We start from the raw sequence: 21,181 nt of genomic DNA, 5'->3' as shown, positions 1-21,181 counted from the left end.
AGGTAAGGATTTGAGAAAATGAGTAAAACAAAAACAATCGACCTGACTTCCGGGCCGATTCTAAAGACGCTGGCAGAGCTGGCACTTCCGATCATGGCTTCCTCGCTGCTGGGGACAGCCTACAATATTACGGACATGGCATGGATCGGCATGCTGGGTTCCAAAGCCGTTGCCGGGGTGGGCGTTGGGGGAATGTACGTCTGGCTCTCACAAGGGCTCGTGGCACTTCCGCGAATGGGCGGACAGGTCAATGTCGCACAGGCCTGCGGACGCGGAGACTATGAACAGGCAAGGGGATATGCCGCTTCCGCTCTGCGACTTACATTTTTACTGGGAATTTTATTTGCTGCAATATGTATCGTGTTTATTCATCCGCTGCTCGGCTTTTTTAACCTCGGAGATGCAGAAACTTATACCGCTGCGAAATTATATACACTGATCACCTGCGGACTGATTCTGTTTTCATTTTTAAATCTGACTCTGACCGGACTTTCTACTGCGCAGGGAGATTCCAAGACACCGCTTATGGCAAATCTTCTTGGACTGGTTGGTAATATGATCCTGGATCCGATTCTGATCCTCGGATTTGGACCATTTCCAAGGCTTGAGGTTGTTGGCGCTGCAGTTGCTACCGTGACCTCGCAGATACTGGTTCTGATCGTCATGCTGATTCGGATTATGCACTCTGATCTGGAACCAAATATTCTGCAAAACATGCATGTACTGTCGCGTTTCCCTGCAAAATACTACATCAGTATTTTTAAAATTGGATTTCCGACAGCAGTACAGAGCAGTATTTACTGCATGATTTCCATGATTCTCACACGAATGGTTTCTGCATTCGGGGCAGGTGCCATTGCCACACAGCGAGTCGGCGGACAGATTGAATCTGTTTCATGGAACACTGCTGACGGCTTTGCTGCTGCGTTAAATGCTTTCGTTGGTCAGAACTACGGTGCAAAGAAACCAGACCGTATTCGGAAAGGATATAATATTTCATTTAAAATCCTCGCTGTCTGGGGACTCATTGTAACCGGTGCTTTCGTATTCCTGCCAGGACCGATTGCTTCCCTTTTCTTCCACGAAAAAGATGTTCTGGCGATTGCGATCAACTATCTGATCATCATCGGATTCAGCGAAACCTTTATGACCATTGAGCTTATGACCATCGGCGCACTTTCCGGTCTTGGTATGACAAAGCTTTGCAGTATCATCAGCATTGTCCTCACCAGTGCCAGAATCCCACTTGCCATGATCCTCACTCAAACCAGCCTCGGTCTGAATGGTGTATGGTGGGCACTTACAATTACCTCTATCACCAAAGGAATTGTTTTCTACTTCACCTTCCACCACACCAGCAGACACCTACCTGACGCTAATGACAATTAATTTAACTACCCACCTTTTTTATTTTTTCCTGTTTTGTTTATTTCTTCTTCATATTTTTTTGATTTTTTTTAGAGTTTGAACATATTTCTGTCACAAATTATCTGTATACTAATAATCAGATAGTTGATAAAGCAACTATCTCCCCCTCATAAAGTAGAAGCAGTCAGAATTCTGATTGCTGCACTTTACTCTCATTCCTTTAGATAACTATAAAACAACGAAGCCCGTTAGCCCTTGTGGTTAGCGGGTTTTCGCTGTTCTGTACTTGTTGCAAAATCCGCTTCGGTCAAATCTCGGTCAAATAATTTTCTAAAGAAATGTTGCACCTTTTCTATTCTCTTTCTTATTCTTGTTCTGATTATATGATTTCCTTATACAAATTCTGTAATTTATCCATTTCCGATTTTGCTTTATCATCTGTGACGTGCGTATACAAATCCAGTGTGATTGCTATGGAATAATGTCCGAGGAATCCTTGTACTACCTTTGCGTCAATCCCGGCTTCAAAACAACGCGTTGCAAAAGTATGACGAAGTGCATGTGGATAAAAATGCGGAATCGGTATAAACACTGTCTTGTTTTTCTCTGCCTGCTTTTTTCGTTCCTTATTGATAGATTTTTCTATCCAGTCTAACGTCACTTGAAAGGTGTGTTCTGTAATCGGTTTTCCGTTCTTTCCAACAAACACAAGATTTTCAAATCCCTCTAATGGTTGCCATTCACTAGCTGACAACTGCATTTCTTTCAACTGAATCCACTGACGTTTTAAAGCCTTATACACACTGTCCTGCATGGGAATCGTCCGTATACTGTTCTTTGTCTTTGGTGTCTGGTACTTGAATACATACTTCTTTGTTTCCTTATCTTTGATATACACCAACGTTTTATTTACAGAAATTTCCCGTTTCCGAAAATCTACATCATCCCATGTAAGCCCAAGCAGTTCTCCGCCACGCATTCCCGTTCCGAGTGCTACCTGTATGAGATTCTCGTGTATTCTCTCCTTTGCGTGTTCCAATACTTCCCGTTGTTCTTTCACAGTCAGTACCCGTATCTGTTTTGTCTTTGTTTTGGGAACTTCCACTCCTGCACATGGGTTGAATGTAAGAATCCTGTTATGCACTGCATATTTGAACATAGCATTGAGAATATTATACACATCCCGTATAGTCTTTGTGCTGTAATCATCATCTGCCATATTCTGAAGCAGACGTTCCAAAATAATCGGATTAAAATCTGCCACACGTTGTTTTCCTATCTGCTTCTTTATGTAACGTCTGTAAAAATCATCATAACGTACTTGTGTACTCTCCTTGATAGTCCGCTTCTTATGGGTATTCAGCCAGATATCAAACCATGTATCCAGAGTGATATTATCGCCCTTTCCTTTCAACCCATGCTTGACTTCATAGCGTAAATCTTCCATTTCTTGAACTAACTTTTTTAAGTCCGCATTATCTTTTGTATACGTTTCTCCTTTGTAATAAAACCGCCCTCTGTAAATTCCGCTTTTTCTCTGCATAATTCCCGGCGGTAATGGATTTCCTTTTAAGTCCTTGCCCAATCTGCACGCTCCTTTCCGTGCAAGGACTATCAGAACTGGTCTGACAGTATTATATGCTTATTTGTGTTTATACTGCAATTACTTCATATTTATTTTTCAGATTATGCCCTTCGTTTTTCTTCAAAAACTGGTCTAAAACCTCAGAGCGTATAAGAATCTTATTTCCAATCCTTATGACCGGAATCTTCTGCCATGTAATCAGCTTTCGCAGATTATTTCTTCCAATTCCCGTATACTCTGACGCTTCATTCACTGTAAGGGCTTTCTTTGTCTGTATCGTTTTCTGTGTGTGTTCTGTCAAAGATTCTCCTTTCTTCTTCCCTCAAAAGGAAAGATTTTTTATAGTCCTCATATATGCGTTGTTGTTCTTCGTTCATCTGCCCCCGTTCTATTAGCTGGCGGATATAATCTCTGTTATCCAGTTTTCCGATTTTATCCATTAGCTTTAAAGAGGGCGAAACTGCTACGTTCAGCCACTGCCATGTTCGTTCCAGTGTCTTTTTCTCTGGATTCATGGTCAACTTTATCTTCCCTACATCCTGCATGAGTTCTTCCCACGGGGGATAAGTAGGATAAAGCCGTTTTCTTGTAACCGTGCTGTTTTCCGGCTTCTGTAAAAACCGCACTTTCTCGTTTAATACAGACAACGCAATCCGTGCCACATCCCTGTCTTTCAGAAGTTCTTCTACTAATCTGACCGCTTTTTTGTGCCGGAATCGAAGTTCATATCTGTTCCAGTCCGGGTTGAGTTCTTTTCCGAACTTTTCTGCCTGTTCATATCCCTTTTCATAGAATGTAATCCGAAAATCACTGTGTTTACTGCCGAGATATAGTGTTTTTCCCTGCGCTTCTATTTCATCCTCTTTCAGTCTATCAGAACGATTCTCTGCTGTATCACGCAACTGACTAGATATCAGCCCCTCGTTTTTCAGACGAATCAATTCCGGGATAGACAGATAAGGCTTTGTATCGTCGATTGCCAAGTCTATCCTCGGAAAATTCACCGGGTATCTGCAAACTCTTTCCAGAAAATCAAACCATGTTTCCTTATTCATCATAAGGAAATTTTCATAATTCCTGCACCCCGAACCACTCATAAGAATCTGAAATCCCTCATACTGTGCATTTCCTGTCGGTTTCAGAATCTTGATATTGTCAAATCTTGCTATCAGTTCGTGTCCAGCAATTCCTTTTTCCTTACCATGCAGTTCCATAAAACTCAGTGGAATCCGCAAGATATCTTCTATGATTATGAACACGTCTACACCTTTGACAGTAATCTGACACCAGTCAATCAGTGCTGTCAAATCTTCTTTCTGACGAGTTACCCCCCTGTTAGTATAGGGGGGTTCTGAAATTTTCATTACCTCTGTTATCATCATCCCTGCCTTTCGTAGTATGCCGTGGCTTTCGCCACGTTCCCGGAACTTCCTCTACTCCCTTTGCTCCTTTCACGCTGTACGGAGCAGTCCGCAGAGAATTTCCGGGAACAGTCTCTACACGTTTCCTTTTCCGGTAACAACACGGATACCCTTGCAGGAGATTCTGTCCACCAATACCGGGAAGTTTCCTCTCTGCACATAAGGGGCATATACCGCTTCTTCTAGTTCTACCACTGTGTAAGGCTCTACCTTTGGAAGTTCTGTTGCTTCCAGACGGATATCTACGCTGTTTCCAAGTTTCATGCTTCCGAGGTGAAGTTTCAATGCTTCCACTTCCTCGGTTTTCTTCCGGGTTTCCTTATCATACTTGTAGCAGTAGTCTGCTCCCATGTAACGGAGTTCCCCGAACGCTTCTCTGACCTGTTCTTTTGTCAATGTAATCTGCATGCTACATTTCTCCTTTTTTGAAATCATGGTGAATGAGTGTCTGGTAAGTGTGACAAGTCCTTTTCATATCCACGTCTATATTTATTTCATTACTTTTCTCCTTACCTCTTAACCTCATCATAGACCTGTTTTTTCTTCTTGTCAACAATTATTTTACTTTTTCCCTTACTTTTTATTTTTGTATTTCAAACGCTTAACTATATCTTTTTATAACTTATTATAATTTTACCCTTACATTTATCCTTATCTTGTGTTATGATGAAAACAGAAACGAGGTGTGCATATGTTTGTGAATAAAGAAGCAGTAGGAAAACGAATTTTACAGATACGCAAGAAATACGGTTACAGTATGCAGAAGTTTGGGGAAATCATAGATAATGCCCCGAAAGGCTCTGTAAACAGTTGGGAAAAGGGTGTGAATCTTCCCAATGAGAAACGCTTGAAGCAGATTGCCACGTTGGGCAATATGACGCTGAATGAACTTCTGTATGGTTCATTTAAAGAATATGTAGATATGCTTATCACAGAAAAACTGGGGATTGAACTGCCGGAAGAATTTACCAGAACTTTCTATTCTCTTTTAGAGCAGAACGGATTTACCTACGGGGATGATATCGAGATTGTCCGGCTTGTAAACGGCTTTCTGACTTATCATAACCTTACAACAAAAGAAACCGCCATTTTCTATCAGCCAACTGCATACTCCGGCGATTATTTTGACGGTATCATACAAAAAGCGGATTCTTCCGTTCTGGTCTGCCGGGCATATGCAGATAAGGCAAACAACACCTTACATATCATTCCGGCTTTTGAGAATGGACAGACTGAGGAAGTAGCAGACTTCTTTCATGCACTGAAAAGCATAACCGCTCCACACAACAACAATTATTTCACTTCCGGCTTTCTGACACTCGGACTGGCATTGAGAGATTCCAAAGTAATTATCTATGGAATTGATGAAAAACAGGGAACAGCACAGGTAATCCCTTACGAATATGATTGCGAATCAGACGCTTATATCCAGAATGAACATCTGTCATATACCAGACAGGATAGCTTTTTCCGAGAAGCCACGAAAGAAGCGGTCTATCGGAAAATGCAATCCGACAGAAGTAACCCATAAGATAAACAAGAGGACTTGCAAGGTTTGTGACCTTTCAAGTCCACTTATGTATCATGATGGTATTGGCTGTGTCCGTTCCGTAAAGGACTGCCCTACGGCGTCTCGGCTTCGCCTTGTTCCTTTACCTCACTAATAATAATGTTCTGATAGCAGAACTCTTACTTATACTTTTATCTTACTATTCTTTCAATTTTTACCGTTTCACCATCAATATTATACTTAAAAAAATAAAATTTAATAACATTTCCTTCTGATACTTGTTCTAGATCACCTTTACACTTAGTACAATCTAAACTAACTTTTGTCGTATCAAAAAATAGACTACTTTCTTCCTTCTCATTTAGTTCTATTAAAAGTGTATCAAAAGTTTTCTCTACAACAACCCCACTCAAATGAAACCAATGAGAATTATCATCTCCACTAGAACGCAACTCCATATTTTGACGATTCTCCTTAAAAACATTTCCTTTTACGCCAAGCACAATTAATACTATTGCAAGCAAAAGTATGATTAACAAAATCAATCGTTTCTTATCCATTAAATGTAGTCCCCGATATGTCTGTCCAACTATCAAAATCAAAATTCAAATAACGTACTGTATCCCCCCATCCATCAAATACCATCAATGTATGTACTGTATTTCCAGAATTATATGCTCGCAAAGTTGCATATCCCTCTGCTGCCATTGAATGCCCCGCACGTTCTCCAGTATCACTGCTAATTATACCACAATGGACAACTGCTATATCTCCTCTATCAATGCAATTAGTGAAAAAATTATAATTGGGACTATAGTCAGTATTTTGTGTTACAGAAACATTCTTTCCAGCACAAAAGTCCACAAATCCAGGTCCAATATTGCCAATAGTTGTTGAACCATATGTTATTCCTCCACTCTCCGATGAAACTGTCGTTCCTGTTGAATCCCAAATATCCATATAATCACCTGCAATATCTGTATAATCAACAGCATTATAATATGCACCACATGCTAATAATGCACTAACTGCACATGCATAATGTCCTGTTACACTTTCTATATACGGCTCATTAAAGGAAATAAATTCTTGAAGATGATTTGTTGAAACAAGCGTGTAGTTTTCATAAACTTCATCAATATCTAGCAAAACCTCATCCCAAGTAGCTGGGTCTTTTCCCCTACTCTCATTCAAGGACAGTACTGTTTTTTCTAATGTTTCACCATAATTCGTTCTAATCTTTCCCAAATTATCAACAATACCATATTCAAACGGAGCTATTTTATATATTTCAGAGGTATTTGCTTTTTCACTAAATACATTTGCTTCACTTTGATAAATCACCTCATATGGATTTGCTGAATTATTACCAAATGAGTATTCTGATATCAAAGATTCACACGTAGTATCAAAAACTACATATCCATATGGTTTGTTTTCTAAATTGTAATTTACAATATATCCAATAGCTTGACCTGTTGTATCATAAAATTTTCTCGGATTATTAGCAACAATATTGCTATTTTCTCCTATTCCCTTTGCAAAACGTTCTGCCATCTGTATCGCCAAATCATCCGTAACATTTACAACAGAAGTATTCTCCGATGCATGGACAGGAACTATTGACATAATAGTCAATATAAAGATTGTCAAAAGTGAAGCAAATCGTTTAAAAATTTTTCTCATAAATATCCTTCCTCCTTAGATTATATATTTACTTTAATATTATATCTTATTCCCTATTTTGTCTATATTTTTTTATGTTTATTTCAAATATTTCATTCTATTTTATTTTTATCAAACTATTTTCAAACAAATCCAAACAAAGAATCTCGGGGCAAATTTCGGTCAAATCAGGATAAATAAATATAACACTTTATATGTAAGTCAATTTTAAAAAAGCCTGTAATTCCGGGCTTTACAACACTTTGTAACACAATATAAACCAGTTCGATAATCCCTCATTCCTTTTAGATAACAATAAAAACACCAAGAACCTCTCCATTATGGAGAGGTTCTTGCGTTGTGGATTTTTTTAATATTCTATAAACCTATCATTTTTATATTTTTAATCAGATTTTATAATTTCTTAACACTTTTGACACATTTTCATCGTATAGTAATAAATGGATAGTTGGGAAACAACTATCTCCCCCCTCATAAAGTGAGCGCAATCGGGCATGCCCGATTGCCGCACTTTGATTTTTACAGAATATTATTCTGGGACGAAGGTTATCCTCCGTCCCATATTTTATTTGTAAATGCAGTACCGTGTGCCCGGATATCTACCTGCACAGAACGTTAGTCACGGCCATTCATCATCAAATGAACTCAAACCTTTTACAACCTTGCACGAATGTCTCTCTGGTACATCATACTTTTTATCCTCAATTACCGGAAAGGATTTATTATGAAACGCCCTACTTTACATAAACTGATTTTTTCAATTCTTTTATTTGCCATAAGTTTCCTTGCTCTTTTCATCAGCCACAAAAGCTCTGCATTCGCGGATTGGTATTCTTCCACCATTTACCCGCTTTTCGTTTCGTCCATCGGACGCTTTTTCGGAATCTTCCCATTTTCTGTTTCTGAAATTGGATTGTATATTTTTGTCATTCTTCTGTTTCTTTCCTTGATCCGGATGCTGGTCAGCTCCATTTACAAAATGTATGCCAAAAAAAAGACCCCGGCCTGGCTCGGCTACGGTTCCTCACTCCTGCTTCTCTGCGGATGTCTGTTTACCATTTATACTTTTTTCTGCGGAATCAACTACGGACATACTTCATTTGCAGAAAAATATCACCTGGAATCCGGTCAGTATGCTCTGGCTGAACTGACCTCTTTATGCAACGAACTGACTGATCAGTTAAATGCACTTTCTGATTCTTTAGACCGGGATTCTGACGGTCTTGCTGATATGGGTAAGGATCTGCAGGATCGTGCACGGGCTGCTATGTTCTCCCTCGGTGCTACCTACCCTGAACTTTCCGGATACTATCCACAGCCAAAAGGTCTTTTATTTCCGGCTTTTCTCTCAGTACAGAATCTTTCCGGGATCTATTCACCATTTACCATTGAGGCAAACTATAACTCCGCAATGGTTTCCTACAATCTTCCATTTACCATCTGTCACGAGCTTTCGCATCTGCGTGGATTTATGCAGGAGGAAGAAGCAAATTTTATCGGTTTTCTCGCCTGTGTAAATGCCGACGATACCGCCTTCAACTACAGCGGCTATCTTCTTGGCTGGATCTACGCAACCAATGAACTTTACGAAGCCGACTACGACACCTTTGAGGAAATCTACAACAGGCTCTCTGACAATGTAAAGGCAGATCTTTCGGCTAACAGCAGCTTCTGGAAGCGATATGACAGCAAGGTCGCCGAAGTATCTGGTCAGATCAATGACCACTATCTGAAAGCAAATGGCCAAAGTGACGGGATAAAAAGTTATGACCGGATGGTTGATCTGATGATCACCTGGTTCCGGTCAAAATAATTCTTTCTTATAAAGTTTACTCTTTCTCTCCAGCCTGAAACAGCATCTCTTTCAATACGTTTGCCGCCATGCTGTGAGGGCTGCTCTTATCTTCCACAAAACAGATTTCTCTTACCGGTGGTTCTTCCAATAGTGGAACCTGAATGACAATGCCCTGCTCGATCACTTCCTGTGCAAGCGGTTCCGGAATAAACCCGATTCCCAGATTCTGTCTTACCATCGGCAGAATCTGATCGATGGTTGCTGCTTCGGTATCTGCCGTCATTGCAATTCCATGCTCCAGAAAAAATCTGGTATAAAAATCATAAGTTGACGTGTTTTTCCCAAGGCAGATAAATGGATACTCTACCAGCTTTTTCAAACTTACCGGTTCTTTAAACATATCTTTGTACGCCGCATTCGCAACCAGAATTTCTTTAAATGAAAGAAGCGGAATTGCCTTTAAAGGCTTTTTCACCTCTGCCGGTGTAGATGCTACCGCAAAATCTGAAAGTCCGTTCCGAACCGTCTGTATCGCCTGTGGTGCTGTATAACTCGAAATGCGAAGTCTGATTTTAGGATACTTTCTTCTAAACTCTCCCAGCACCGGAAGCAGAAGCAAATGCAATGCAATCTCACTTACCCCGATCGTTACGGTTCCCTGTTCCAGCTTCTTTTCATTTTCAAGCTCTAGCTCTGCTGCATGCAGATGATCGTATGCAATTGCAACATGTGAATAAAGCCGTTCTCCCTCCGGTGTAAGCTCTGCTCCCCGGTTAGACCGGATAAATAATCTGCATCCAAGCTGACTTTCCAGATTGTGGATTGCCCTCGTTACATTCGGCTGATTACTCATCAGGATTGTCGCCGCCTGTGAGAAACTTTTATACTTTGCCGCATAATAAAAAATACGGTAATAATCATAGGTAACTTCCATCTTCCTGCTCCTTGTTCCGTATATCTCCGGCATATCCAGTGCCGCCTTTAACTGAACGGAATCGTAACCGGTGTACAGTCAAATTTTTCAAAATAACTGTCGGCCAGATGTTCCTCTTCGCCTTCGATCAGAAGATGCATCTTCTCTCCCATTCTTATCGTCATCAGTCCCACGATCGATTTGGCATCGATCTCGAAACGTCCTGTCACATCCTTTACCGTAATATCTGCATTCATCTTCTGGCAAACATTACAAAAAGTCATCAATTGTCCTGTAGTCATAAAACGTATATTCTTCTGTACCATAATAGGTCAACCACCCTCCGCAAGTCTTTTTTTCCTGATGTCTAGTTTACACAATATCGTACAATTTGAGAAATATCTCTTTGAAATGTCTGATATGTCATTTGAGCATATCAGTTGTTTCTTTATTTTACATACTACATAGCAGTTTGTCAACACTATCGGTCATTTAAATTTTTATATTCTCTATACTCTGCCAGTGGCATATATGCCGGACGAATAATCTTATCCACATTGATCAGCTCTTCCAGACGATGTGCACTCCATCCAACGATTCGCGCTGCGGCAAAGATCGGCGTATAAAGCTGCTCCGGAATTCCAAGCATATGGTAAACCAGTCCGCTGTAAAAATCGACATTTGCATTTACCCCTTTATACATCTTTCTTTTTTCGGCAATGATTTCCGGTGCCATATGTTCCACTTTCTCATAAAGTGCGTATTCTTTATCGTATCCTTTTTCATGTGCAAGCTGAGCCACAAATTTCTTGAAAATCTCAGCACGTGGATCAGATACTGAATAAATCGCATGACCCATTCCATAGATCAGACCTTTTTTATCAAACCTCTCCCTTGCAAGCAGACCTTCCAGATATGCTCTTACCTCATCGTCATCTTCCCAATCTTTGACCTCTTCTTTCATATCAGCAAACATCTGCGTCACTTTGATGTTCGCACCGCCGTGCTTCGGACCTTTTAACGATGCCATTGCAGCAGAAATTGTAGAATAAGTGTCTGTTCCGGACGAAGTGACAACGTGGGTAGTAAATGTAGAGTTGTTTCCACCACCATGATCCATATGCAGCACAAGTGCCATATCCAGAATCCTTGCTTCCAGCTCCGTATACTGTCGGTCTTCACGAAGCATCATCAGAATATTTTCCGCGGTGGACTTCTGCGGATCCGGTGCATAGATGTACATATCCTGACCCTGATGATAATTGTATGCATGATATCCGTAGACCATCAGCATCGGAAATTCACTGATCAGGTTCAGACACTGTCTGAGAACATTCGGGATTGAAGTATCATCGGCTTTTTCATCGTAAGAATACAGATTCAGAATCGCCCTTGAAATATTGTTCATCATATCATGGCTCGGTGCCTTCATAATAACATCGCGCACAAAATTCGGCGGAAGTGTCCTTCTCTCCGTCAGTGTCTCATGAAACCCATCCAACTGTACAACCGTCGGAAGTTCACCAAAAAGAAGCAGATATGCAATTTCTTCATATCCAAAATGATCCGCATCCAAGAATCCACGAACCAGATCCTTGATGTTATAGCCTCGATAATACAAATTACCGGCACACGGAACTTCTTCGCCATTTACAATCTTTTTGGCACATACATCGGAAATGTTGGTAAGTCCCGCAAGGACTCCTTTTCCGTTTACATCACGGAGACCTCTTTTTACATCATGCTTTACAAAAAGTTCTTTGTCGATCCCGGTATTCGCTTCACATAATCCGGCAAGTTCCTTGATTTTCGGCGAAATATCAAACAGAATGCTATCCAGATCTTTCGCACTGTTCACTGAATTTGTCATACACCTACTCCTTTCTGTTAAAGGCTCTGCAAATACTGCAGAAAGTATGAATGAAGGACGGAAACACGCACTTTTAGCATCGTCCCCCGTCCCTTCTTCTTATTTGTAAACTACTTACTACTTGTTGGAAAATATGGTCTCAATGAATCTGCCACACTGCTGATCGGCATTGTCTGAAGCCATACATGTCCCGGTCCTGTAATAACCGTATTAAATAATCCTTCTCCGCCAAAGACAATATTCTTAAGTCCCGGCACAGTCTGGATATCCATCTGGCATGTTACACTCATCGCTGCCAAATAACCGGAATCAATCACGATCTGCTGACCCGATTGTAATTCGTATTCTACCACATGTCCATCGAATTCTGCAAATACAATTCCATTTCCGGATACCTTCTGCAAGATAAATCCTTCTCCTCCAAATAGTCCTGAAGCCACTTTCTTGTGAAAATGAACAGATATATTTACTCCAGGTTCGCCAGCAAGGAATGCTTTTTTCTGAAAAATATATTCTTGCCCCGGTCCGATTTCAAATGCCTTGATCGAACCCGGAAAGCTGGATGCAAATGCAATCAGTCCATTCCCGCCCTGTGCGGTATAGATATTCTGGAACATCGCTTCTCCAGAGAACATTCTTCCAAATGCTTTTCCAAATCCTCCATTTGTCGAAGTCTCCATCTTCATATTCGGAGACATCCATGCCATGGATCCCCGCTCTGTGATCATCCGCTCGCCAGCTTCCAGATGGCAAATCACTACCGGAAGGGTATCACCCTTGATTTCATACTTCATGCTCCATTTCCTCCTTTATAATATTAGTCAGTCTGGCAAATTCTTCCAGATCCAGTGCTTCGCCCCGGACACTGCTTCCTTTTCCGAGTTTCTCTATCGCAGCAGTAATGACTTCCTTCGAAAGATTCAACTCTCCTGAATTCTTAAGGCCATTTGCCAAAGTCTTCCTTCTCTGATTAAAAGATGCCCGTATAAGGCGGAACATCAGCTTTTCATCCATAACCTCTACCGGAGGCTTCTGATGTCTTGTCAGGCGGATTACTGCTGATCCGACTGCCGGACGCGGCATAAAACAGTTCGGTGGTACATTTGCAACAATATACGGCTCTGCATAATACTGTACAGCAAGTGAAAGTGCACCATAATCCTTTGTTCCCGGCCCTACCTGCATACGGTCAGCCACTTCTTTCTGTACCATAACCGTAATACTCTCAAGCGGCACATGGCTTTCAAATAAGCCCATGATGATCGGTGTCGTTATATAATATGGAAGATTCGCAACCACCTTGATCGGCCGTCCCCCGTTCTTCTCCTTTGCAAGTGCTGCAATATCCACCTTCAGGATATCTTCATTGATGATCGATACGTTGTCATATTCTTTCAGCGTGTCTTCCAAAATTGGAATCAGCGCACGGTCGATCTCAACTGCCGTTACTTCTCTTGCCGCACAGGCAAGATACTGTGTCATCGTCCCGATTCCGGGACCGATCTCCAATACGTAATCATCCTTTGTGATCTCGGCTGCACGAATGATCTTATCCAGCACATGCTCATCGATCAGAAAGTTCTGTCCAAATTTTTTCTGAAAATTAAAATTATATTTTTGCAGAATCTCAATGGTATTCTGCGGATTTCCAAGTGTAGGTGTTTTCATCTGTTATTCTCCTGATTATTCATTGCCTGCGTCTTAGATGCCGTACAGATCTCTCGCATTTTTCTCTGTCACAGCGATCACTTCTTCCGGACTCATCTCTTTTAACTCTGCAATTTTCTCAGCCACATACCGGATATAAGAAGACTGATTCCGTTTGCCACGGTACGGCTCCGGTGCCATATACGGGCAGTCTGTCTCCAGCACGATCTTCTCGATCGGGATCGCAGTTGCGACATCTTTTAATTTCTTTGCATTCTTAAATGTGACGACTCCGCCGATTCCAATATAGAATCCCATCTTCACATATTCTTCAGCCATTTCACGCGAATAGGAATAGCAGTGAATAACTCCGCCAAGCCCCTGTGCATAATTTTTCATGATATACATGGTATCTGCGGCAGCTTCCCTACTGTGGATAATTACTGGTTTCTTTACTTCTCCCGCGAGCTCCAGCTGGCGGATAAACCACTTCTGCTGTACCTCATGCGGTTCATTATCCCAATAATAATCCAGACCGATCTCTCCGACTGCAACCACTTTTTTGTTACAGCAGAGTTCTTTCATGTGCTGGATCTTATCTTCGTTAAGTTCTCCAACCTCATCCGGATGCACACCGATTGCAGCATAAACATGTGGATACTTTCCGGCAAGTGCCAAAACCTTCTCACAGGATTCATAAGTCGCACTTACATCCACGATTGTTCCAACTCCAAGATCCGGCATAGATTTTAAAAGCTCATCCCGGTCCCCGTCAAACTGTTCATCATCATAATGTGCATGTGTATCAAATATCATTTCCTTCGTCTCGCTTTCTTTTTACTGACTGCTCTAAGATGTTCTAAGTATACCACACATTCTTAGCCGCTGAATAGTCACTTTTTTTACTTGCTTATCCGGTTTCTTCTATGTATACTATAGATAGTGCAAATAGATCACATCTGCAAATGTATGGGGAATATATTTCTGAAGATTCTGATCAGATATTATAGGAGGATTTTAAAATGAAAGTATTTGACACTGTAAACAATGTCGAGCTGGAAGCCGACACAAAGAAACTTGTAGACATTATGGTAGACGGACGCCAGGTTGATGTATACCTGAAAGAAAAGAAGTCTGATGAAGACGGATACATGAGCTGGGATGTAGAGCATTGGTCAGCAATCGATAAAAAGCGTTTCATCCGCTGCTACTCTCTGGAAGGTCGTGTCCTCAGCGAGTCTACTGGTCACAACATCTATGACCTTTACAATGAATTCAAACCGGAAGATGCTTTAAAGGTAGAGCTCAGCTAATCTCTGCTGTATTCTACATAAAACGGTAATGAAATTCTGGACGGGCAGAACTTTCTGTCCGTCTTTTATTGTACAAAAATGTACTCTGATTCTGCACAATGTTACTGTTCACACGATGTGCGACCAGCAACGCATCTCGCCATTTTAAATCGCCTTTGGCGATGGGGCGAGATGCATTCAAGCCAAAACATGCATCCTCCGTGTCAATCAGCGAAGTGATTGACACGGGAGTGAACAGTAACTGCACAATGTCTTTTCTGAGATACTTTTTCATTTTCTCTTGTCAAATCCGGCTTGCCGCGCTATAATTCTACTTGTACAAGTTCATATGTACCAGGGAGCTGGAGATAACTGGCTGAGAGGGGATTTTATCTGTCCCGACCTGTAACCTGATTTGGATAATGCCAACGGAGGGAATGTATACCATGTATTTGATAGAGATGCCTCCGCATCTCTTATTTTTTTACATGACAGATCAGAACACGCTGACAACGTGTTCCGTGATTACGGACAGCAGGAACTCCACTCAGGTGTGGAGTTCCTTTTTTATTTAAAAGGAAGGAGAACTCTACTATGAAACAAAATAATACAACAAAGAAACTCGCACTTGCCGGTGTTCTCACCGCGCTTGCAATCGTCGGAAGCTTTATCAGTGTACCGGTTGCCGGAAGCAAATGCGCTCCAGTACAGCATATGGTCAACATTCTTGCCGCCGTAACACTTGGTCCTGCATGGGGCGTCGGCATTGCATTCTGTGCAAGTTTACTCCGCAATCTGCTCGGCCTCGGAAGCCTTATGGCTTTCCCTGGAAGCATGGTCGGTGCTTTATGCTGTGGTCTTGTCTACAAAAAATGCCACATCTTAAGTCTTACCTGCCTTGCCGAAGCGATCGGAACCGGATTCCTTGGCGCACTTGCCGCTTATCCGGTTGCTTTGTATCTGATGGGAATTGCGCCGGCAGGACTTTTCGTTTATGTCGTTCCATTCCTTATTTCCACTGTCGCAGGAAGCATCCTTGCTTTCATCCTGATCACAGTTCTGGAAAAAGGCGGCGTTATGTCACAGATCAAAGAAGCATAATCATCATTCATTCTTACAGCACTCTGCTGTAAATGAAACCGCGTTACACCGGGGACACCACCTTGTATCGCGTAATAAAAGGCAGAGATTTTCAAATAAAATCCTGTTCATTGCCGGAAATTTTCCGACAAAGGCGTTAGCAATTCTATCATTCCGAACTGGAAGTGTACCAATCAGGCTGTGTCTGGTTTTTTTCGTGTACGCTGTCCGTGTTTTGCTGACGCCAGATTTTTGTGATACTCACAAACCAATAAGAAACGGAGGCAAAACAACATGAGAAATTACACAACCCAGATGGACGCTGCCAGAAAAGGAATTCTGACTCCGGAAATCGAAACTGTAGCCAAAAAAGAACATATGCCGGTTGAAAAACTGATGCAGCTTGTCGCAGAAGGAAAAGTTGCCATCTGTGCAAATAAAAAACATACCTGCCTTGATCCGGAAGGTGTCGGAAGCATGCTTCGTACCAAGATCAATGTTAACTTAGGTGTTTCCCGCGACTGCAAAGACTACGATATCGAAATGCAGAAAGTTATGAGTGCCGTTAATCTCGGCGCAGAAGCAATCATGGATCTTTCCAGCCATGGTAATACCCAGCCATTCCGCCAGAAGCTGACTCACGAATGCCCGGCTATGATCGGAACCGTACCGGTTTATGACAGTGTTATTCATTATCAGAGAGACCTGGCAACTCTTACTGCACAGGATTTTATTGATGTTGTCCGTCTTCATGCTGAGGATGGCGTGGACTTCGTCACACTTCACTGTGGAATCACAAGAAAAACCATCGAACAGATCAAAAAACATAAACGTAAAATGAACATCGTAAGCCGTGGAGGAAGTCTTGTCTTTGCATGGATGTGCATGACCGGAGAAGAAAACCCATTCTATGAACATTACGATGAAATCCTCGACATCTGCGAAGAATACGACGTAACTATTTCTCTTGGTGATGCCTGCCGTCCGGGATGTCTTGCTGATGCAACAGATGTATGCCAAATTGAAGAACTTGTACGTCTCGGAGAATTGACCAAACGTGCATGGGATCATAATGTACAGGTTATGGTCGAAGGACCTGGACATGTACCGCTGGATCAGGTCGCTGCCAACATGAAAGTACAGCAGAGCATCTGCATGGGCGCACCGTTCTATGTACTCGGACCTCTGGTAACAGATATCGCTCCTGGATATGACCACATCACTGCAGCCATCGGTGGCGCTGTTGCAGCAATGAGCGGAGCTGCATTCCTGTGCTATGTCACACCTGCCGAGCATCTTGCACTTCCAAATGTCGATGATACCAAGCAGGGAATCATTGCTTCTAAGATTGCAGCCCATGCCGCTGATATTGCAAAAGGTATCCCGCATGCACGTGATATCGATGACAAGATGGCAGATGCACGCCGTGTTCTTGACTGGGATGCACAGTACGCCTGCGCTCTCGATCCTGAAACAGCAAAAGCGATCCGTGACAGCCGTAAACCAGAAGACGACCACAGCGATACCTGCAGTATGTGCGGAAAATTCTGTGCTGTAAGAAGTATGAACAAAGCACTTGCCGGAGAATATATTGATATTCTGTAAACTTAAAGATTGCTTGCAAAAGAAGAGAATCGGAAATTATCCGATTCTTTTCTTTTTCACTAATTTTCGCTCTATTTGTTCTACAAAATATAGCACTTTGCCAGTGGTAAATTTTCGAGTTTGCTGTATAATTATTACACAGCAAAAAGGATGCAACGGGAGGGAAAGGTTTATGAAAAATAAAATAATGTGGAAAGATGTTACTCTTATTGTACTTGCTATTCTCCTTATTTTTTCGATGTGCAGAATACATACACTCAAACAGTCGAACAAAAAACTGTACTCACAAAATCTGGAGCTGAATCACCAGCTTGCCACACTGAAAGAAAAGAATACAGGTTTAGAATCAAAGCTGAACAGCGAAGAAAGTATCACAGATGAAAAAAAATCAGACAATTCTCAACATTAAAAATTGAGGAGAAGTTTCCAGATCCTGGATTCTTCTCCTCGTTTTTATTTATCCAATCATTTGATTAGCAGATCTCTGCTCCTGCCGGCATCTTCTTCTCCGGTGTCATCAGCGCAAGATTACCATCTGCATCTTCTGCGCAGAGCAGCATACCTTCTGAAAGCACTCCGGCGAGTTTTGCAGGTTTCAGGTTCACAAGAACCATAACCTTCTTACCTACCATTTCTTCCGGTGTATAGTGTGCTTTGATTCCGGAAACGATCTGTTTTACCTGACTTCCGATCTTAACCTGTGAGCAGAGAAGCTTCTTGGATTTCTTGACTGCTTCGCAGGAAATGATCTCGCCTACCTGGAACTGCATCTTTTCAAAATCTTCAAAAGTGATCTCCGGTTTTGCTTCGATGTCGATTCCTTCTTCTTCCTCTTCCTTTTCTTCTTTAACCTTTGGATGAAGCTCTTCTACTTTTTTCATGACTTCTTCCAGGTCGAGTCTCTGGAACAGGATTTCCGGTTTTTCTACCACATGTCCGCCACCAAGCTGTGCCAGGATCTTTTCAGCTGTTTCCGGCATGAAAGATTCAAGCAGTTTTGCACCTTCGGAAATGCTTTGGATCAGATTCCACAGAACTGTTTCCAGACGATCCTTCTTGTCTTCTTCTTTTGCCAGTGCCCACGGCATGGTCTCATCGATATATTTGTTGCAGCGTTTGAACAGATTGAAGATTTCTGTGATTGCATCTGCCACACGCAGCTCGTTCATTTTTGCTTCTACTGCCTTTGGTGTATTTTCTGTCACAGCTTTCAGATCTGCATCTACTTCTTCTGCCACACCTTTATCAGTAACAGTACCACCAAAATATTTGTTTGTCATAGAAATGGTACGATTTACAAGGTTTCCAAGTGTATTGGCAAGATCGGAATTCAGTCTTTCTACCATCAGCTCCCAGGAGATTACGCCATCATTTTCAAACGGCATCTCATGCAGAACAAAGTAACGGACCGCATCTACTCCAAAGAAATCTACCAGCTCATCTGCATAGAGTACATTTCCTTTTGATTTACTCATCTTTCCATCGCCCTGAAGAAGCCACGGATGTCCAAATACCTGCTTCGGAAGCGGAAGTCCAAGTGCCATCAGGAAGATCGGCCAGTAAATCGTATGGAAACGGATGATATCTTTTCCGATCAGATGAAGGTCTGCCGGCCAGTTCTTATTGAACATTTCATCGCTTTCACCATCACAGTGATATCCGATACCAGTGATATAGTTTGTAAGTGCATCAAGCCATACATAGACTACGTGCTTCGGATCAAAGTCTACCGGAATTCCCCATTTAAAAGAAGTTCTGGATACACAAAGATCCTGAAGTCCCGGAAGAAGGAAGTTGTTCATCATCTCATTCTTACGTGCTACCGGCTGGATAAATTCCGGATGTGTATTGATATATTCAATCAGTCTGTCTGCATATTTGCTCATCTTGAAGAAGTATGCTTCTTCTTTTGCAGGCTGTACCGGGCGTCCGCAGTCCGGACATTTTCCATCTACAAGCTGGGATTCTGTGAAGAAGGATTCACATGGAGTACAGTACATTCCTTCGTAGTGTCCTTTGTAAATATCTCCCTGGTCATACAGTTTCTTGAATATCTTCTGCACTTCTTTCTCATGATAATCATCCGTTGTACGGATAAATTTGTCATAAGAAGTGTTCATCAGATCCCAGATTCTCTTAATCTCCCCGGATACGTTATCTACAAATTCCTTTGGTGTAACACCTGCTTCTTCTGCTTTTAATTCAATTTTCTGTCCATGCTCGTCAGTTCCTGTCTGGAAAAATACATCATATCCCTGACTTCTCTTATAACGTGCAATTGCGTCTGCCAGCACGATTTCGTATGTGTTACCGATATGTGGCTTGCCTGATGTATAGGCAATTGCAGTTGTAATATAATATTTTGGTTTGTCTGCCATGATTCTTTATCTCCTTTTTCTATAAATTAAAAATAGTGCACATCTCCGGCACGTAGTGCCTTTTATTTAACAAAGACTTCCTGTTAAATAAAAAACCGCCTTCTATAAAATATAGAAGACGGGATTATTACCGTGTTACCACTTCTCTTCATCCTTCCCTCACAGGAAGAATCTCACCGGGTACAGTCTGCTGCTTTTGGCAGTCTATATCTGCACTCGCCGCTGTAACGGGCGGAACCCATCGCATGCTTGCACAAGAAACTGATTCGTTGCTTCCTTATGTTCACCTGCGCTGCTCAGAAGCCATCTTCAGTCCTTCTCCAGCCATCCCTCTCAGCCTCTGCGGGACTTCTCTGTAAACATTCAAAAGACCTACTCTCTTCATCATCGCTTTTCCTATATCAGAAAAATCGTATCACAGATATCAGAAACTTGTCAAGGCGTATTTGACACCAGATAGCCTTTTTCCTTCAATACCTGCTCGATCAGATCCAGTGTCTCTTCCGAATCCGCTTCAACTGTGTGATAATGATAGTTGGAAGTGATATTCTTAAGCGGACTGGACTTTCCACTGTGGATTCCTTCCATGAATTCTTTGACATTTCTTCGCGATGCCACATCAAGAGGCGCTTCCATATGCCCATAAATCCGGTGATTGATCATTACATTTACCACCTTGCCACCCAGATCTACGATCGAACAAAGCTCATCCTCCATCTGTTCATCCGTATGACTGACTTTGAACACTCTTGTTACCGAATGTGGTGCATTCAGAATATATCCCCGGTTGGTTGAAATGATATCATATCCGGCTGCACGGATCAGCGCAATGTCCTGTACAATGACCTGACGGCTTACATCATATACCTTCGCCAGTTCTTTCCCGGGTACCGGAACCTCACTGCTCTTTATTTTGCTGACAATCTCTTCTCTTCGTCTGGAACCTGTCATCCCGATATAACTCTCCTTTTTCTGCAATTCTGCTCTGTGCCTGACGTATTACAGACTTTCCTCTTCTGTCTGCCAAATCC

The 21,181-nt window shown here is 41.9% G+C and carries 21 protein-coding genes and 1 riboswitch; of the genes, 7 read left to right on the top strand and 14 right to left on the bottom strand.

The features are described from left to right. The first annotated feature begins 18 nt into the window (after positions 1–18). Positions 19–1,389: an MATE family efflux transporter gene (locus PGU50_RS06400; RefSeq protein ID WP_117835388.1), complete on the top strand. Its 1,371-nt coding sequence runs from the start codon at positions 19–21 to the stop codon at positions 1,387–1,389. A gap of 358 nt (positions 1,390–1,747) precedes the next feature. Here the strand turns inward: PGU50_RS06400 and PGU50_RS06395 are convergent, their stop codons facing one another. From PGU50_RS06395 to PGU50_RS06380, 4 genes are all read right to left on the bottom strand, one after another. Next, complete coding sequence (locus PGU50_RS06395) at positions 1,748–2,953, bottom strand: tyrosine-type recombinase/integrase (RefSeq protein ID WP_009244191.1); 1,206 nt, start codon at positions 2,951–2,953, stop codon at positions 1,748–1,750. Positions 2,954–3,020: 67 nt separating this feature from the next. Continuing rightward, positions 3,021–3,206, bottom strand: a complete 186-nt coding sequence (locus PGU50_RS06390) for a helix-turn-helix domain-containing protein (protein WP_004844108.1) — start codon at positions 3,204–3,206, stop codon at positions 3,021–3,023. Beyond that, positions 3,199–4,335, bottom strand: a complete 1,137-nt coding sequence (locus PGU50_RS06385) for a replication initiation factor domain-containing protein (RefSeq protein ID WP_270246472.1) — start codon at positions 4,333–4,335, stop codon at positions 3,199–3,201. The genes PGU50_RS06390 and PGU50_RS06385 overlap by 8 nt, the downstream gene beginning before the upstream one ends. A 114-nt stretch (positions 4,336–4,449) precedes the next feature. Continuing rightward, entirely contained in the window at positions 4,450–4,782 is a 333-nt protein-coding gene (locus tag PGU50_RS06380; RefSeq protein ID WP_009244196.1) for a hypothetical protein, read from the bottom strand. Positions 4,783–5,065: 283 nt separating this feature from the next. Between PGU50_RS06380 and PGU50_RS06375 the strand changes: the two genes are divergently transcribed. Further along, the gene (locus PGU50_RS06375) at positions 5,066–5,905 is read left to right on the top strand and encodes a helix-turn-helix domain-containing protein (RefSeq protein WP_021865326.1); all 840 of its coding nucleotides are present in this window, start codon (positions 5,066–5,068) and stop codon (positions 5,903–5,905) included. A gap of 170 nt (positions 5,906–6,075) precedes the next feature. Here the strand turns inward: PGU50_RS06375 and PGU50_RS06370 are convergent, their stop codons facing one another. After that, a complete protein-coding gene (locus PGU50_RS06370; protein ID WP_004844112.1) occupies positions 6,076–6,444 on the bottom strand; it encodes a hypothetical protein in 369 nt (122 codons plus the stop codon). Continuing rightward, the gene (locus PGU50_RS06365) at positions 6,437–7,570 is read right to left on the bottom strand and encodes a hypothetical protein (RefSeq protein ID WP_004844113.1); all 1,134 of its coding nucleotides are present in this window, start codon (positions 7,568–7,570) and stop codon (positions 6,437–6,439) included. The genes PGU50_RS06370 and PGU50_RS06365 overlap by 8 nt, the downstream gene beginning before the upstream one ends. A gap of 724 nt (positions 7,571–8,294) precedes the next feature. On the opposite strand from PGU50_RS06365, the gene PGU50_RS06360 reads away from it, so the two are divergent. After that, positions 8,295–9,383, top strand: a complete 1,089-nt coding sequence (locus PGU50_RS06360; protein WP_270246471.1) for a DUF3810 domain-containing protein — start codon at positions 8,295–8,297, stop codon at positions 9,381–9,383. A 16-nt stretch (positions 9,384–9,399) separates the two neighbouring features. Here the strand turns inward: PGU50_RS06360 and PGU50_RS06355 are convergent, their stop codons facing one another. The 6 genes from PGU50_RS06355 to PGU50_RS06330 form a co-directional block, all read right to left on the bottom strand. After that, positions 9,400–10,299, bottom strand: a complete 900-nt coding sequence (locus tag PGU50_RS06355) for a LysR family transcriptional regulator (RefSeq protein ID WP_008374087.1) — start codon at positions 10,297–10,299, stop codon at positions 9,400–9,402. A gap of 47 nt (positions 10,300–10,346) precedes the next feature. Continuing rightward, on the bottom strand, positions 10,347–10,604 hold the full coding sequence (locus PGU50_RS06350) for an HPr family phosphocarrier protein (protein WP_022220417.1): 258 nt from the start codon (positions 10,602–10,604) through the stop codon (positions 10,347–10,349). Between the two features lie 155 nt (positions 10,605–10,759). Beyond that, positions 10,760–12,148, bottom strand: coding sequence for a citrate/2-methylcitrate synthase (locus PGU50_RS06345; protein WP_270246470.1), 1,389 nt, complete (start codon positions 12,146–12,148; stop codon positions 10,760–10,762). A 110-nt stretch (positions 12,149–12,258) separates the two neighbouring features. Next, positions 12,259–12,942, bottom strand: coding sequence for a TIGR00266 family protein (locus PGU50_RS06340; RefSeq protein WP_270246468.1), 684 nt, complete (start codon positions 12,940–12,942; stop codon positions 12,259–12,261). Further along, positions 12,932–13,816: a 16S rRNA (adenine(1518)-N(6)/adenine(1519)-N(6))-dimethyltransferase RsmA gene (rsmA, locus tag PGU50_RS06335; RefSeq protein WP_008374094.1), complete on the bottom strand. Its 885-nt coding sequence runs from the start codon at positions 13,814–13,816 to the stop codon at positions 12,932–12,934. The genes PGU50_RS06340 and rsmA overlap by 11 nt, the downstream gene beginning before the upstream one ends. 33 nt (positions 13,817–13,849) lie before the next feature. Beyond that, entirely contained in the window at positions 13,850–14,611 is a 762-nt protein-coding gene (locus tag PGU50_RS06330) for a TatD family hydrolase (RefSeq protein WP_270246467.1), read from the bottom strand. 206 nt (positions 14,612–14,817) lie between these two features. On the opposite strand from PGU50_RS06330, the gene PGU50_RS06325 reads away from it, so the two are divergent. The 4 genes from PGU50_RS06325 to PGU50_RS06310 all read left to right on the top strand — a co-directional run bounded on the left by PGU50_RS06325 (position 14,818) and on the right by PGU50_RS06310 (position 18,181). After that, positions 14,818–15,108, top strand: coding sequence for a hypothetical protein (locus PGU50_RS06325; protein ID WP_022220418.1), 291 nt, complete (start codon positions 14,818–14,820; stop codon positions 15,106–15,108). 324 nt (positions 15,109–15,432) lie between these two features. Beyond that, a riboswitch (TPP riboswitch) is annotated at positions 15,433–15,541 on the top strand. A 140-nt stretch (positions 15,542–15,681) separates the two neighbouring features. After that, a complete protein-coding gene (thiW, locus tag PGU50_RS06320) occupies positions 15,682–16,188 on the top strand; it encodes an energy coupling factor transporter S component ThiW (protein WP_008374099.1) in 507 nt (168 codons plus the stop codon). Positions 16,189–16,461: 273 nt separating this feature from the next. Further along, complete coding sequence (thiC, locus tag PGU50_RS06315) at positions 16,462–17,772, top strand: phosphomethylpyrimidine synthase ThiC (RefSeq protein ID WP_055297334.1); 1,311 nt, start codon at positions 16,462–16,464, stop codon at positions 17,770–17,772. 172 nt (positions 17,773–17,944) lie between these two features. Further along, entirely contained in the window at positions 17,945–18,181 is a 237-nt protein-coding gene (locus tag PGU50_RS06310) for a hypothetical protein (protein WP_117558755.1), read from the top strand. 64 nt (positions 18,182–18,245) lie between these two features. Here the strand turns inward: PGU50_RS06310 and metG are convergent, their stop codons facing one another. After that, entirely contained in the window at positions 18,246–20,150 is a 1,905-nt protein-coding gene (gene metG, locus PGU50_RS06305) for a methionine--tRNA ligase (protein ID WP_117558753.1), read from the bottom strand. Positions 20,151–20,585: 435 nt separating this feature from the next. After that, positions 20,586–21,101: a transcription repressor NadR gene (locus PGU50_RS06300; protein ID WP_118218414.1), complete on the bottom strand. Its 516-nt coding sequence runs from the start codon at positions 21,099–21,101 to the stop codon at positions 20,586–20,588. Positions 21,102–21,181: the final 80 nt, after the last annotated feature.

The organism is Coprococcus sp. AM11-30B, assembly GCF_027674365.1.
GTDB classification, from domain to species: Bacteria; Bacillota; Clostridia; order Lachnospirales; family Lachnospiraceae; genus Allocoprococcus; species Allocoprococcus comes.
This window is presented reverse-complemented; position numbering and strand designations above follow the sequence as displayed.

Bases quoted from the DNA above. Each gene is read 5' to 3' on its own strand.
- PGU50_RS06400 (WP_117835388.1), top strand. From the start codon at position 19: ATGAGTAAAACAAAAACAATCGACCTGACTTCCGGGCCGATTCTAAAG.
- PGU50_RS06385 (WP_270246472.1), bottom strand. From the start codon at position 4,335: ATGATGATAACAGAGGTAATGAAAATTTCAGAACCCCCCTATACTAAC.
- PGU50_RS06380 (WP_009244196.1), bottom strand. From the start codon at position 4,782: ATGCAGATTACATTGACAAAAGAACAGGTCAGAGAAGCGTTCGGGGAA.
- PGU50_RS06375 (WP_021865326.1), top strand. From the start codon at position 5,066: ATGTTTGTGAATAAAGAAGCAGTAGGAAAACGAATTTTACAGATACGC.
- PGU50_RS06370 (WP_004844112.1), bottom strand. From the start codon at position 6,444: ATGGATAAGAAACGATTGATTTTGTTAATCATACTTTTGCTTGCAATA.
- PGU50_RS06365 (WP_004844113.1), bottom strand. From the start codon at position 7,570: ATGAGAAAAATTTTTAAACGATTTGCTTCACTTTTGACAATCTTTATA.
- PGU50_RS06360 (WP_270246471.1), top strand. From the start codon at position 8,295: ATGAAACGCCCTACTTTACATAAACTGATTTTTTCAATTCTTTTATTT.
- PGU50_RS06355 (WP_008374087.1), bottom strand. From the start codon at position 10,299: ATGGAAGTTACCTATGATTATTACCGTATTTTTTATTATGCGGCAAAG.
- PGU50_RS06350 (WP_022220417.1), bottom strand. From the start codon at position 10,604: ATGGTACAGAAGAATATACGTTTTATGACTACAGGACAATTGATGACT.
- PGU50_RS06345 (WP_270246470.1), bottom strand. From the start codon at position 12,148: ATGACAAATTCAGTGAACAGTGCGAAAGATCTGGATAGCATTCTGTTT.
- PGU50_RS06340 (WP_270246468.1), bottom strand. From the start codon at position 12,942: ATGAAGTATGAAATCAAGGGTGATACCCTTCCGGTAGTGATTTGCCAT.
- rsmA (WP_008374094.1), bottom strand. From the start codon at position 13,816: ATGAAAACACCTACACTTGGAAATCCGCAGAATACCATTGAGATTCTG.
- PGU50_RS06330 (WP_270246467.1), bottom strand. From the start codon at position 14,611: ATGATATTTGATACACATGCACATTATGATGATGAACAGTTTGACGGG.
- PGU50_RS06325 (WP_022220418.1), top strand. From the start codon at position 14,818: ATGAAAGTATTTGACACTGTAAACAATGTCGAGCTGGAAGCCGACACA.
- thiW (WP_008374099.1), top strand. From the start codon at position 15,682: ATGAAACAAAATAATACAACAAAGAAACTCGCACTTGCCGGTGTTCTC.
- thiC (WP_055297334.1), top strand. From the start codon at position 16,462: ATGAGAAATTACACAACCCAGATGGACGCTGCCAGAAAAGGAATTCTG.
- PGU50_RS06310 (WP_117558755.1), top strand. From the start codon at position 17,945: ATGAAAAATAAAATAATGTGGAAAGATGTTACTCTTATTGTACTTGCT.
- metG (WP_117558753.1), bottom strand. From the start codon at position 20,150: ATGGCAGACAAACCAAAATATTATATTACAACTGCAATTGCCTATACA.
- PGU50_RS06300 (WP_118218414.1), bottom strand. From the start codon at position 21,101: ATGACAGGTTCCAGACGAAGAGAAGAGATTGTCAGCAAAATAAAGAGC.